Source organism: Myceligenerans crystallogenes (genome assembly GCF_039529775.1).
Classification (GTDB): Bacteria; Actinomycetota; Actinomycetes; order Actinomycetales; family Cellulomonadaceae; genus Myceligenerans; species Myceligenerans crystallogenes.
The window spans coordinates 110,693-123,862 of the sequence record NZ_BAAANL010000007.1 but is presented as its reverse complement, the minus strand read 5'-3'; the positions used below and the strand labels follow the sequence as shown (position 1 = coordinate 123,862).

General features: G+C 71.8%; 12 protein-coding genes. 10 read left to right on the top strand and 2 right to left on the bottom strand.

Annotation, left to right across the window (positions count from 1 at the left end):
* The first annotated feature begins 2 nt into the window (after nt 1–2).
* The 10 genes from pdxT (at nt 3) to ABD208_RS16510 (ending at nt 10,931) form a co-directional block, all read left to right on the top strand.
* Nucleotides 3–668: a pyridoxal 5'-phosphate synthase glutaminase subunit PdxT gene (gene pdxT, locus ABD208_RS16555; protein WP_344105022.1), complete on the top strand. Its 666-nt coding sequence runs from the start codon at nt 3–5 to the stop codon at nt 666–668.
* 84 nt (nt 669–752) lie between these two features.
* Nucleotides 753–1,514, top strand: a complete 762-nt coding sequence (locus tag ABD208_RS16550; protein WP_344105020.1) for a YebC/PmpR family DNA-binding transcriptional regulator — start codon at nt 753–755, stop codon at nt 1,512–1,514.
* Between the two features lie 121 nt (nt 1,515–1,635).
* Nucleotides 1,636–2,211, top strand: coding sequence for a crossover junction endodeoxyribonuclease RuvC (gene ruvC / locus ABD208_RS16545; RefSeq protein ID WP_344105018.1), 576 nt, complete (start codon nt 1,636–1,638; stop codon nt 2,209–2,211).
* A gap of 158 nt (nt 2,212–2,369) precedes the next feature.
* Complete coding sequence (ruvA, locus tag ABD208_RS16540) at nt 2,370–2,999, top strand: Holliday junction branch migration protein RuvA (RefSeq protein WP_344105016.1); 630 nt, start codon at nt 2,370–2,372, stop codon at nt 2,997–2,999.
* A 122-nt stretch (nt 3,000–3,121) separates the two neighbouring features.
* Complete coding sequence (ruvB, locus tag ABD208_RS16535) at nt 3,122–4,177, top strand: Holliday junction branch migration DNA helicase RuvB (protein ID WP_344105285.1); 1,056 nt, start codon at nt 3,122–3,124, stop codon at nt 4,175–4,177.
* A 58-nt stretch (nt 4,178–4,235) separates the two neighbouring features.
* Entirely contained in the window at nt 4,236–4,688 is a 453-nt protein-coding gene (gene yajC, locus ABD208_RS16530; RefSeq protein WP_344105014.1) for a preprotein translocase subunit YajC, read from the top strand.
* 133 nt (nt 4,689–4,821) lie between these two features.
* On the top strand, nt 4,822–6,765 hold the full coding sequence (gene secD, locus ABD208_RS16525; RefSeq protein WP_344105012.1) for a protein translocase subunit SecD: 1,944 nt from the start codon (nt 4,822–4,824) through the stop codon (nt 6,763–6,765).
* On the top strand, nt 6,765–7,862 hold the full coding sequence (secF, locus tag ABD208_RS16520; protein ID WP_344105010.1) for a protein translocase subunit SecF: 1,098 nt from the start codon (nt 6,765–6,767) through the stop codon (nt 7,860–7,862). The genes secD and secF overlap by 1 nt, the downstream gene beginning before the upstream one ends.
* Before the next feature lie 44 nt (nt 7,863–7,906).
* Entirely contained in the window at nt 7,907–8,506 is a 600-nt protein-coding gene (locus ABD208_RS16515; protein ID WP_344105008.1) for an adenine phosphoribosyltransferase, read from the top strand.
* Nucleotides 8,507–8,606: 100 nt separating this feature from the next.
* The gene (locus tag ABD208_RS16510) at nt 8,607–10,931 is read left to right on the top strand and encodes a RelA/SpoT family protein (protein WP_344105006.1); all 2,325 of its coding nucleotides are present in this window, start codon (nt 8,607–8,609) and stop codon (nt 10,929–10,931) included.
* 32 nt (nt 10,932–10,963) lie between these two features.
* Here the strand turns inward: ABD208_RS16510 and ABD208_RS16505 are convergent, their stop codons facing one another.
* On the bottom strand, nt 10,964–11,803 hold the full coding sequence (locus ABD208_RS16505; RefSeq protein ID WP_344105004.1) for an LpxL/LpxP family acyltransferase: 840 nt from the start codon (nt 11,801–11,803) through the stop codon (nt 10,964–10,966).
* Nucleotides 11,793–13,169, bottom strand: coding sequence for a radical SAM/SPASM domain-containing protein (locus tag ABD208_RS16500; protein WP_344105002.1), 1,377 nt, complete (start codon nt 13,167–13,169; stop codon nt 11,793–11,795). The genes ABD208_RS16505 and ABD208_RS16500 overlap by 11 nt, the downstream gene beginning before the upstream one ends.
* Nucleotide 13,170: the final 1 nt, after the last annotated feature.

The following is a 13,170-nucleotide window of genomic DNA, read 5'->3' as shown; positions in this document are numbered from 1 at the left end:
CTGTGACACATGCGTTGAACGTCGGAGTGCTCGCCCTGCAGGGTGACGTGCGCGAGCACGTCGCGGCGCTGGAGGCGGCCGGTGCGCGGGGCGTGGGCGTGCGGCGGCTCGCCGAGCTCGAGGCCGTCGACGGGCTCGTGATCCCCGGCGGTGAGTCGACGACCATCGACAAGCTGCTGCAGATCTTCGGGCTGGCCGACCCGCTGCGGGCGATGATCAAGGAAGGGCTGCCCGTGTACGGGTCGTGCGCCGGGATGATCCTGCTCGCGGACCGGATCGTGGGCGGGACCGCCGATCAGCGGACGCTCGGGGGGATGGACGTCGTCGTGCGGCGCAACGCGTTCGGGCGGCAGGTGGACTCCTTCGAGACGGACCTCGAGATGGCGGGGGTGTCCGGCGGTGCGGCCGGAGAGGGCGCGCTCCTGCGTACCGCCTTCATCCGCGCGCCGTGGATCGAGGAGGCCGGGCCCGACGTCGAGGTGCTGGCCAGGATCCCGGCGGTGGATACCGCAGGCCGTGAGCTGGCTGCCGCCGGTAAGATCGTCGCAGCGCGGCAGGGCTCGCTGCTCGCCACCGCCTTCCACCCGGAGATCACCGGTGACGCGCGCGTGCACGCCTTGTTCGTGGGGATTGTCGCTGGTGACGACGGAGGGCGCAGCGCAGGGTGAGGGCCGGGCAACGAGGCGCTCGCCCGGAGCGGAGTCCGAGAAGTCGCCGCATTCATACAGATTCGCGAAGGAGTTAACGGGTACATGTCAGGTCACTCCAAGTGGGCCACGACCAAGCACAAGAAGGCGGTCATCGACGCCAAGCGTGGCAAGCTCTTCGCGAAGCTGATCAAGAACATCGAGGTCGCGGCCCGGACGGGAGGCGGGGACCCCGCCGGTAACCCGACGCTGTTCGACGCCATCCAGAAGGCGAAGAAGTCGTCGGTCCCGAACGACAACATCGATCGCGCGGTCAAGCGCGGCTCCGGCGAGGGCGCCGACGCCGTGGACTACCAGACGATCATGTACGAGGGCTACGGCAACGACGGCATCGCCGTGCTGGTCGAGTGCCTCACGGACAACAAGAACCGTGCCGCCGCCGAGGTCCGCACCGCGTTCAACCGCAACGGCGGCTCGCTCGCCGACCCGGGCTCGGTCGCCTACCTGTTCTCCCGCAAGGGGCTCGTCGTCGTGCCGAAGTCCGACGGCGTCGGCGAGGACGAGGTCATGGAGGCCGCGCTGGAGGCGGGCGCCGAGGAGGTCTCCGACCTCGGCGAGGTCATCGAGGTCATGTCCGAGGCGACCGACCTGGTGCCCGTGCGCAAGGCCATCCAGGACGCCGGCATCGACTACGACTCCGCCGACGTGGTCTGGCACCCGTCGATGCAGGTCGAGGTCGACGTCGAGGCCGCCCGCAAGATCATGCGGCTCATCGACGCGCTCGAGGACAGCGACGACGTGCAGAACGTCTTCGCCAACTTCGACGCCAGCGACGAGGTCATGGCGGCGCTCGACGACGAGGAGTGAGCCGGCGGGCGCGAGCCGGCACCGCTGCCGGCCGCGCCCGCGGCGCCGCCGAGCGCCCGCGCGCCACGCCCGCTCCGCGGCGGAGGACGGTTTCGCGGGCGCTTCATGACATGCTGACGGCGTGCGAGTTCTTGGCGTTGACCCCGGTCTGACCAGGTGCGGCGTGGGGGTGGTGGACTCCCTGCCCGGCCGGCGCGCGCGCATGGCCGCGGTGGGCGTCATCCGGTCCGACGCCGACCTGTCCGTGGACCTGCGGCTGCTGCGGATCGCCGAGGGGCTCGACGAGTGGCTCGACGAGCACCGGCCCGACGTCGTCGCCGTCGAACGCGTCTTCGCCCAGCACAACGTCGCGTCAGTGATGGGGACCGCGCAGGCCGCGGGGCTGGCCATGCTGGCCGCGGCCCGGCGCGGGATCCCCGTCGCCCTGCACACCCCGAGCGAGGTCAAGGCCGCCGTGACCGGCTCCGGCCGGGCAGGGAAAGAGCAGGTCACCAGGATGATCACCAGGATCCTCGAGCTGGACGACCCGCCCAGGCCCGCCGACGCCGCCGACGCGCTGGCGCTCGCGGTGTGTCACCTCTGGCGGCCCGGCGGCGCGCTGCAGGGCAACGACAGCCACGACCTCACGCCGGCCCAGCGCGCCTGGGCCGAGGCGGAGAAGGCGGCGCGGCAGGTGGGGCGGCGCGCGGGGCGGTGATCGCCCGCCTGCTCGGGTCCTGCGACGACGGACGCTCGTCGCGGGACGACTCCTGGCGGACGGCGCGCCGGGTTGCCGCCGGTGCGGCGGGAGCGCCGGTGAGCCGCGTTAGGATCGCACGGACGTTCGAGGAGTCCTGACCGCAGGGAGGAATGCCCGTGATCGCCTCGCTGACGGGGATCGTGCAGCACGTGACGCTGGACCGCGTCGTACTCGAGGTCGGCGGGGTCGGGTACCTCGTGCACGCGACGCCGGGGACGCTCGCGGGGCTGCGCGTGGGTGACAGCGCCAGCGTGGCGACCAGCATGGTGGTGCGCGAGGACTCCATGACCCTGTTCGGCTTCGCCGACGCCGACGAGCGCGACGTGTTCGAGGTCGTGCAGACCGTCAGCGGCGTCGGGCCGCGGCTCGCGCTCGCGATGGTCGCCGTGCACACGCCGGAGTCGCTGCGCCGGATCGTCGCCACGGAGGACACCGCCGCGCTCACGCGGGTTCCCGGGATCGGCAAGAAGGGTGCGCAGCGCATCCTGCTGGAACTGGGGGACAAGCTGGGGCCGCCGTCGGGCGGCGAGGCCGTACCGCCCGGCGAGGTGAGCGCGATGCCGGCGTCCGACGCCGGCACGGTCCAGGTCGTCGAGGCGCTGACCGGCCTCGGCTGGCCGGTCAAGGCCGCCGAGGACGCCGTCGCGAAGGTCCTCGCCGAGACGGGGGCGGAGGTCGTCGCGCCGTCCGACGTCGCGAACACGCTGCGCGCCGCCCTGCGCACGCTGGGAGGGAACCGTGGCTGACGAGGCGGTGGTGCGGGGCGTGGTGACGGCGCCGTCCGCGGCGGCCGCCGCGGCGTGCCGCGTGGCGGTCGCGACGGGGCGCCGGGAGGCGCACCGTGACTGAGGCGTCCGAGGCCCGTCTGATGGGTGCGGTGGCCGACGACGTCGAGCGGGCCGCCGAGGCCGCGCTGCGCCCCAAGCGACTCGAGGAGTTCGTGGGGCAGCCCGTGGTGCGGGAGCAGCTCTCGCTGATGCTGCGGGCCGCCGTCGCGCGGGGGAACGCGCCCGATCACGTGCTGCTGTCCGGGCCGCCCGGGCTGGGCAAGACGACGCTCGCGATGATCATCGCGGCCGAGATCGGGTCCAACCTGCGGATCACGTCCGGGCCCGCGATCCAGCACGCCGGGGATCTCGCCGCCGTGCTGTCGTCGCTCGAGGAGGGCGAGGTGCTCTTCATCGACGAGATCCACCGCCTCGCCCGGCCCGCGGAGGAGCTGCTGTACTCCGCGATGGAGGACTTCCGGGTCGACATCGTCGTGGGGAAGGGGCCCGGCGCCTCCGCGATCCCGCTCGCCCTGCCGCCGTTCACGGTGGTGGGCGCGACGACGCGCTCCGGGCTGCTGCCGGCGCCCCTGCGCGACAGGTTCGGGTTCACCGGGCACATGGACTTCTACTCGGCGGCCGAGCTGGAGCAGGTCATCGTGCGCTCCTCCCGCCTGCTCGGGGTGGGTGTCGCGCAGGACGCCGCCGCCGAGATCGCCGGACGGTCGCGCGGCACCCCCCGGATCGCCAACCGGCTGCTGCGCCGGGTGCGCGACTGGGCACAGGTGCGGGGCGACGGGACGCTGGACCTGAACGCGGCGAGGTCGGCGCTCCAGGTGTACGAGGTGGACGCGATCGGGCTCGACCGGCTCGACCGGTCGGTCCTGGTCGCGCTGTGCCGGCGGTTCGGCGGCGGGCCCGTGGGCCTGACGACGCTCGCGGCGGCCGTGGGGGAGGAGTCCGACACCGTGGAGACGGTGGCGGAGCCCTACCTGGTGCGGGAAGGGCTCATCGCCCGCACGCCGCGCGGCCGGGTGGCGACCGTCGCGGCGTGGGAGCACCTGGGGCTGACGCCGCCGGAGGGCGGGGCGTTGCTGCCGGGTGGCGGTACGCAGTTGTCCACAGGCCGGTCAACGGACACGCTGTTCGACGCATAGACTGGGCTGCGGAAAGCCAGTACTCCGCCGAATTCTCCGCCGAACCGACAGGAATGCCGTGCCCTTCGATCCCACTTTCCTCATCCTTATCGTCGCTCTCGCGGCGATGCTGTTCTTCACGACGAACCGCAGCCGCAAGCAGCAGAAGGCCGCCGCGGAGTTCCGGGAGAACCTCAGGCCCGGGGTCGAGGTGATGACGCAGTCCGGCATGGTCGGCGTCGTCGTCGGCGTCGACGACGCGCGCCAGATCATCCGGCTCGAGTCCTCGGACGGCCACGTGACCGACTGGGTCATGGCCGCCGTGAAGGAGATCCCGGCGCAGTTCGCGACGCCCGTCCCGGAGGACTCGGACGACACGGACGAGGCCCGGGACTCGGAGGACAAGGATTCCGGCAGTACCATCGAGCCCGGCGTCATCGACGTCCCGGACGACCTCTCGGGTCTGGACACTGCCCAGCAGGAGTACCGGGACCAGCAGAAGCGCAAGGACGACGACACCGACGGCAAGTGACGACCGCGTCGCTGCGGACCTGGCCGTAGCGGCGCCGAACTCACACCGCTGACCTGGCGGTGTGCAACCGAGAAGAGACGACAAGTTGGCGACTGACAACCGGCGCTCACGCCCGGTCCGGACGATCGTCCTGATGACGATCTTCACGATGCTGCTGCCGTTCGTGGCGCTCGTGGCCGGGACCGTGTGGGACGCGCGTTCCGAAGAGAATCCCGATGGTGCGAGCTTCGGCCCGGGTCTGGCCCTCGACCTGCAGGGCGGCACCCAGGTGGTGCTCGAGGCCGTCACGACCGACGGCTCCGAGATCAGCCCGGAAGCCATGGAAGAGGCCGTCGGCGTGATCCGGCAGCGCGTCGACGCCAACGGCGTCAGCGAGGCGGAGATCGCCGTGCAGGGTGATCGGCAGATCATCGTCGAGATCCCCGGTGAGGTGGACGACGAGACGATCGCGCTGATCTCCAAGGCCGCGCAGATGAAGTTCCGGCCGGTGCTCAGCATGGTGGCGCCGCAGGCGGTGCCCCAGCCGAGCGCGGAGCCCAGCCCCGAGGCGTCCGGCGACGCGGAGAAGGAGTCCGGCAAGGATGCCGGTTCCGGCGACTCCGCCGAGGCCGACTCGGGCAAGGGCGACTCGGCAGAGGGCGACGCCGCGGAGGCCGAGGGCGACGACGCCGCGGCCGACCCGGAGGCCCTGCTGGCCAAGATCGCCGAGGAGCACAAGGAGCTCAAGCCGACGGACCCGAGCGACCCGGCGCAGATCACCCCGGCCGTCCAGGAGTACGCGAACCAGCTCGACTGCCTGGACCCGAAGAACCTCCAGGGCGGCGGCGGGGACGACCCCGACCTGCCGCTGGTCACCTGCGACGAGATCGGGTCGGCCAAGTTCATCCTGGGGCCGGTCGAGGTGGACGGGACGAGCCTGGTCAACGCGACCTCGGGCCTGATGCCCGGACAGAACGGCACCGTCTCGAACCAGTGGGGCGTCACCCTCGACCTCAACGACGAGGGTGCGGAGAAGTTCCGGGAGGTCACGCAGCGTCTCTACACGCTCGAGCAGCCGCGCAACCAGTTCGCGATCGCGCTGGACGGCCTCGTGGTGTCGGCCCCCAGCATCAACGAGCCGATCCCCAACGGCCAGGCCCAGATCTCCGGGTCCTTCAACCGGGAGTCCGCCGCGACTCTCGCGAACCAGCTGAGCTTCGGTTCGCTCCCGCTCACGTTCGACGTGCAGTCGCAGAACCAGATCTCGGCGACCCTGGGTACCGAGCAGCTGCAGCGCGGCCTGTTCGCGGGCCTCATCGGCCTGATCCTCGTGGTGGTCTACTCGCTGTTCCAGTACCGCACGCTGGGCCTCCTCACGGTGGCCTCGCTGGTGGTGGCGGGCGTCATGACCTACGTGGTGATCGCCCTGCTGTCGTGGGGCATGGACTACCGCCTCTCCCTGCCGGGTGTCGCGGGTCTGATCGTCGCGATCGGTTTCACGGCGGACTCGTTCATCGTGTACTTCGAGCGCATCAGGGACGAGCTGCGTGACGGGCGCTCCCTGCGCCTCGCCGTGCAGCGCGGCTGGACGCGCGCGCAGCGCACGATCTACGCGGCCAAGGCAGTGAACCTGCTCTCGGCGGTCATCCTGTACTTCATGACCGTCGGCGGTGTGCGCGGCTTCGCGTTCACCCTGGGCCTGACCACGATCATCGACGTGCTCGTCGTCATCTGGTTCACGCACCCGGTCATGGAGCTGATCGCCAAGATCCCGTTCTTCCGCGACGGTCACAAGGCCTCCGGCCTCGCCCCGGACCGGCTCCAGACGTCGTCCGGCCCGCGGTACAAGGGCGCCGGCCGCGTCGACTGGGAACAGCCCTCCGCGCCGTCCGACGACGCCGAGGAAGCGCGCGAGGGCGCCGAGCGCGCCCCGGCCTACGCCGGAGCGGGCGTGTCCCCGCAGAGCGCGCCTGCCGCGACGAGCGGAACCCCGGCACCCGCACGGACGGCCGACGGCCGCAGGATGACGATCGCGGAGCGGCGTGCCGCTGAGCGCAAGGCCGCCTCGGAGGCCGCGAAGAACGAGGAGCAGCTCTGATGGCCTTCAATTTCGCCCAGTGGGGCAACGACCTGTACACGGGTCAGCGGTCGTACCCGATCATCCAGAGGCGTGGCGTCTGGTTCTCGATCGTCGGTCTGTTCGCGGCGGCGTCCGTCCTGATCATCCTGCTGCAGGGCGGGCTCACGCTCGGCATCGACTTCCGCGGCGGTTCCGAGTTCACGGTCTCGGGCGCGTCCACCACGGACGAGCTGCTGGCCGAGGAGGCCGTGCACTCGGTCTCGCCCGGCCAGGAGGTGCTGACCAGCCAGGTCGGCGAGAACGCGATCCGCGTCCAGACGGCCCAGCTCACCGACAAGACCGAGCTGAACGACGTGCGTGACGCGCTCGCCGAGGCCTACGGCGTCCAGGCGAGCGAGGTGACCTCCGGGTTCATCGGCCCCACCTGGGGCGCGAGCGTCTCGATGAAGGCCCTGTGGGGCACCGTGGTGTTCGTCCTGGCGGCGGTCGCGTTCATGGCGCTGTACTTCCGCGCCTGGCGGATGGCCGTGGCCGGCATGATCGCGGTGCTGCTGGACATCGTGGTGTCCGCCGGGGTCTACGCGGTGGTGGGCTGGGAGGTCACGCCGTCGACGATCATCGGCTTCCTGACGATCCTCGGCTTCTCGCTCTACGACAAGGTCGTGGTCTTCGACAAGGTGCGCGAGAACACCTCGACCGTGCTCGACCAGTCGCGCAGCACGTACGCGGAGCGGGCCAACCTCGCGGTGAACCAGACGTTCGTCCGGTCCATCAACACCTCGGTCGTCGCGCTGCTGCCGGTGGCGGGCATCCTCTTCGTCGGCGCGTTCCTGCTGGGCGCCGGCACGCTGAAGGACCTGTCGCTGTCGCTGTTCGTCGGCATCATCGCCGGGGCGGCGTCGTCGATCTTCCTCGCGCCGCCGCTCGACGTGGTGCTGCGGATGGGCGACAAGAAGATCAAGGAGCACACCGAGAAGGTGCTGGCCGCGCGCGAGGGCCTGGCGGGCGAGGGAGCCTCCGAGGCGGCCCTGGCCGCCGCGGCCGCGGGCACGGCGCAGCTCATCCCGGGGGGCCACCAGGGCCAGGCGGCGCAGCCGCGCCGCAAGCGCCGCTGAGGTCGCACGGGACGGACCTGAACCGCCCGGGTAGGCTCCGTCCCGTGACAGACGACATCGCCATCGCCGCTCTCGCCGGCCTCGGGGCCGATCGGGCCGCCCACGTGCGCACCCTGATCCGCGACGTCCCGGACTACCCGTCGCCGGGCATCCTCTTCCGCGACATCACGCCGCTCCTGGCGGACGCCACGGCGCTGTCCGACGTCGTCGCCGGCTTCGCGGCGGTGGCCGCGGGGCTGGGCCGGATCGACCTGGTCGCCGGGATGGAGGCCCGCGGCTTCCTGTTCGGCGCTCCGCTGGCCACCACGCTCGGCGTCGGCTTCCTGCCGCTGCGCAAGGCCGGGAAGCTGCCCCCGCCGGTCGAGCGGGCCGAGTACGCGCTCGAGTACGGCACGGCCGCGATGGAACTGCGCTCGGGAACACTTCCGGCGGGTGCGCGTGTTCTTCTCGTAGACGATGTCCTGGCCACCGGCGGCACGGCCGCCGCCGCCGCGGACCTGGTCCGGCGCGGCGGGGGTGAGGTCGCCGGCCTGGCCTTCCTCCTCGAGCTCGAGGCGCTTCACGGCCGCAAGAGGCTCGAGGGCCACGAGGTCACTACGCTCCTGCGGGTCGGCCTTCCCGGTGAGGACGACCCGGCGGCGTGAGACGCAGCGGGCGAACACGACGGGTGAGGGCAGGTGGAGACCCGGGTCGGACCCCACGGCCGTTAGACTGAGCCATCTCCCGGCGGAAAGGAGGCACGTGATGACCGAGAACGAGATCACGTCCGCGCCCACGACCGCCTCGGCGCCCGGCCTGCGCAACCGGCTGGCCCGGCTCAGCCTGCGGCCGTCGTCGACCCCCGCGGAGATCGAGCCGCTGCTGCAGACCATCCGCAGCAACCACCCGAAGGCGGACCTCACGCTCATCGAGCGCGCCTACGCGACCGCCGAGAAGGCGCACCGCGGGCAGATGCGCAAGAGCGGGGACCCGTACATCACCCACCCGGTGTCGGTCTCCATGATCCTGGCGGGCCTCGGCTTCGAGGGCACCACGATCGCCGCCGCGCTGCTGCACGACACCGTCGAGGACACCGACTACTCCCTGGAGCAGCTCCGCGCCGACTTCGGGGACGACGTCGCGCTCCTGGTCGACGGCGTGACCAAGCTCGACAAGGTGAAGTACGGGGACGCCGCCCAGGCCGAAACGGTCCGCAAGATGGTCGTCGCGATGGCCAAGGACATCCGCGTGCTGGTCATCAAGCTGTCGGACCGCCTCCACAACGCGCGCACCTGGAAGTACGTCCCGCCGCACAAGGCCGAGAAGAAGGCCCGCGAGACGCTGGAGATCTACGCCCCGCTGGCCCACCGGCTCGGGATGAACACGATCAAGTGGGAGCTGGAGGACCGCTCCTTCCAGGCCCTGTACCCCAAGGTCTACGACGAGATCGTGCACCTGGTCCAGGAGCGTGCCCCCGCCCGCGACGAGTACCTGGGCGTGGTGCAGGGGCAGATCGAGTCGGACCTGCGCTCGGCGAAGATCAAGGCGTCCGTCACGGGCCGCCCCAAGCACCACTACTCGATCTACCAGAAGATGATCGTCCGCGGCCACGACTTCGCGGAGATCTACGACCTGGTGGGCACGCGCATCCTGGTGGACACGGTGCGGGACTGCTACGCGGCGCTCGGCGCCATGCACGCGCGATGGAACCCGGTGCCCGGCCGGTTCAAGGACTACATCGCGATGCCGAAGTTCAACATGTACCAGTCGCTGCACACCACGGTGATCGGTCCCGGCGGCAAGCCCGTCGAGATCCAGATCCGCACGCACGACATGCACCGCCGCGCCGAGTACGGCGTCGCCGCGCACTGGAAGTACAAGGACCGCAACGGCAGCGGCGGGGGAGCCCAGACCGAGACGACGCGCGCCCAGGACATGGCGTGGCTGCGCCAGCTCGTGGACTGGCAGAAGGAGACGGCGGATCCGTCGGAGTTCCTCGACTCGCTGCGCTTCGAGATCGGCGGCGACGAGGTCTACGTCTTCACGCCCAAGGGCGACGTGATGCCGCTGCCCGCGGAGGCGACACCGGTCGACTTCGCGTACGCGGTGCACACGGAGGTCGGCCACCGCACCATGGGCGCGCGCGTCAACGGCCGCCTGGTGCCGCTGGACTCCACGCTCGAGAACGGCGACGTCGTCTCCGTGCTGACCTCCAAGTCCGAGACCGCCGGCCCCAGCCGGGACTGGCTCGCGTTCGTGAAGTCGCCGCGTGCCCGCAACAAGATCCGCGCGTGGTTCACCAAGGAGCGCCGCGAGGAGGCGATCGAGACCGGCAAGGACGCGATCGCCAAGGCGATGCGCAAGCAGGGCCTGCCGATCCAGCGGCTCATGTCGCACGAGACGCTCGTCGGGCTCGCGGACGAGATGCGCTACCCCGACGTCTCGGCCCTGTACGCGGCGGTCGGCGAAGGGCACGTCTCGGCCGCGCACGTCGTCGACAAGCTGGTCAAGGCCCTCGGCGGGGACGACGGCGCCACGGAGGACGTCGCCGAGGCGGCCATGCCGGGCGCCGGGAACCGCACCCCGCGCCGGGTCCGGGCGGGTGACCCCGGCGTCGTGCTCAAGGGCACGGACTCGGCCGACGTGTGGGTCAAGCTGGCCAAGTGCTGCACACCCGTGCCCGGTGACGAGATCGTCGGGTTCGTGACCCGCGGCCAGGGCGTCAGCGTGCACCGCGACGACTGCGTCAACCTCGAGGGCCTGCGCAAGCAGCCCGAGCGGCTGGTGGAGGTCGAGTGGACCGCCGGGGCGAACACGATGTTCCTCGTGCAGATCCAGGTGGAGGCGCTGGACCGGTCGCGGCTGCTGTCCGACGTCACGCGAGTCCTGTCGGACAACCACGTCAACATCCTGTCGGCCTTCGTCTCCACGTCCAGCGACCGCCTCGCGGTCTCCCGGTTCATCTTCGAGATGGCCGAGCCGGGCCACCTCACCCAGGTCCTGGCGGCGGTCCGCAAGGTCGAGGGTGTCTTCGACGTGCACCGCATCACGGGCACGAAGCCCACGGAGCGCCCGCAGCTCCCGGTCTGACCGGCCGGGTCGCCCGTCGCCGGCTCCCCATCTCATGCGGGCACCACCCCGCTCGGCGCCGGCGCGGCGGCCGGCGCCTGGCTCGCCTCGAACGTCAGCGTCGGCAGCAGCAGCCACTGTTCCGGCGCCCGCAGGATGCGCTCCTCGAGCAGGGCGGCCAGCAGCGGCGCGATCTCCTCCGGCCGGGGCCGGCCGCTGACCTGGACGGGTTCGGCGACGTCGGCGACGATCGTGCCGTCCTCGGCACGGCAGGCGACGAACGGCAGCAGGTGCGTGCCGTGGCGTGCGGCGGACGCCGCCCAGCCCCGCGACATCGCGCGCCTGGTCCCCAGGAGCTCGACGTCCACCGTGGCCCGGCCCGCGTACACGAAGTCGCCGTAGGTGCCGTAGACGCCGCCCGAGGCCAGCACGTCCAGGATGTGGCGTGCCTCCCGGCCGGGTTCCGCGACCTCGACGTCGGCGGGGACGTCGTCGGCGCCGACGTCCTGGCCGAAGACGACGCAACGCCGGCCGGGGAACATCACGGGCAGCACGGTCAGGGCGTCCTGCATGTCGAGCGTCAGGGGCGTCACCACCACCGTCCCGCGGCCCGTCGTCTCGGCGACGTGCTCGGTGCCGCGGACCGTGACACCGAGCGGGTCCCGCCGGGCGCCCCGTGCGCGCCGCGCCGCGCACCACAGACGGTGCCGCAGCCACCGGAGCGGGTCGGTGCCGGCGATCGCGGCGGCACGGGCCAGGGCGGCGGTCTCGCCCCACGGGTCCGACCCGGCCAGTTCCGCGGCGAGGTGCTCCGGGTCGGACGCCGCCAGCAGCATGCGGCTCGACGGATACCGCTGCAGTTCCGCGAGCCAGGACTCGAGACTAGGGCGCATCGACACCGACGCTTTCCAGGTAGCGGCGCAGGTTGCCGCCGCGCCGGACCAGCTGGTCGGCGATTCGGTCGAACGCCGTCAGGGCGAGCGCGCACGCGAGCGGCGGGATCTCGTCGCGGCTCGCGGCGTGCGCGAGACAGCCGCCGCCGCACACCCCGTACCAGGTGCACGACGCGCATCGGGTCGCGGACAGGTCGCGTCCCCGCACCTCGTCGGCCTTCGGCGTCGCGCGCGCCTGCGCGAGGGTGACCTCCGCCGCGTTCCCCAGCCCGGCCAGCGGCCCCGTGCGGTCGATGCAGTCGCACGCCTCGATCGAGCCGTCCACCGAGATCGAGGCGAGGTCGCGCCCCGCCCCGCACTGCGGTCGCATGCACATGTTCTGGCCGGGCCCGCGCACGAAGTTCTGCACGTAGGACAGCACGGGGAGCACGGGGAACCCGTCGAACCGGCCCGCGAGCACGGCGTCGTAGAGCGCCTCCCAGGAGGCGACGACGGTGCCGGCGTCGGGCTCGAACCGGCCGGACTCGTGCCGGCCGCGCCCGATCGCCTGGAAGAGCGTCCAGTCCCAGGACGCCATGCCGAGGTCGTAGAAGTGCTCCGCGACCTCGAGGATCCGGTCCTGGTTCGCGCTCGTCACGGTCGACAGGACGCCGCAGCTGCGCAGGAAGCGCGGGAACGCCTCCAGGGAACGCGCGAAGTCGGCGTAGGTGCCTCGCCCGTTCCGGTACACGCGGAAGTGGTCGTGCACGTCGGGAGGCCCGTCGACGGAGACGCCCCAGACGATGTCGTGCTCCACGCTGAACCGCCCGATGCGCGCCGTCAGCAGCGACATGTTGCTCTGCCCGACGAACCGCAGGGTCTTGCCGCGGCGCTCCGCGGCCGCCTCCGAGCGGATCACGAGATCTTCGACGAGGTCCCAGACGAGCATGGGCTCCCCGCCGTGCAGGATCACCTGGAGGCTCTCGTCGCACTCGTCGAGAGCCTCCTCGATGGATTTCAGGGCGACGGCGGCGTCGATCCGGCGGGCGCCGAAGGCCGCCTCGAAGTCGTAGCAGTAGCTGCAGGCGTGGTTGCACGCGGCGGTGAGCTTGACGATGAGGGTGTTGAGCCTCCCGAACGAGCGGTCACCACCCCGCGTCCCGATGTCGTGCTCGATCATGTGCTCCCGCAGCGCGGACGCGGCGGGACTCGTCGCCGCGTCCCGTGCCGTGACCGTCAGCGGCAGCACGTCGGCCCAGTGCCGGGGCACCGCGCTCCAGCGGCCGGAGACCCGGTCCATCAGGAGCAGCGAGTCCCCGCGGACCTGCGCGTGCACGCGTCCCGGGTCGAAGGGGGAGGTCCGGAGTTCAACCGCGACCGCAGCCACC

Excerpts from the sequence above, each read along its gene's own strand:
- ABD208_RS16550 (WP_344105020.1), top strand. The coding sequence starts at position 753 with ATGTCAGGTCACTCCAAGTGGGCCACGACCAAGCACAAGAAGGCGGTC.
- ruvB (WP_344105285.1), top strand. The coding sequence starts at position 3,122 with ATGGGTGCGGTGGCCGACGACGTCGAGCGGGCCGCCGAGGCCGCGCTG.
- secD (WP_344105012.1), top strand. The coding sequence starts at position 4,822 with ATGACGATCTTCACGATGCTGCTGCCGTTCGTGGCGCTCGTGGCCGGG.
- secF (WP_344105010.1), top strand. The coding sequence starts at position 6,765 with ATGGCCTTCAATTTCGCCCAGTGGGGCAACGACCTGTACACGGGTCAG.
- ABD208_RS16510 (WP_344105006.1), top strand. The coding sequence starts at position 8,607 with ATGACCGAGAACGAGATCACGTCCGCGCCCACGACCGCCTCGGCGCCC.
- ABD208_RS16505 (WP_344105004.1), bottom strand. The coding sequence starts at position 11,803 with ATGCGCCCTAGTCTCGAGTCCTGGCTCGCGGAACTGCAGCGGTATCCG.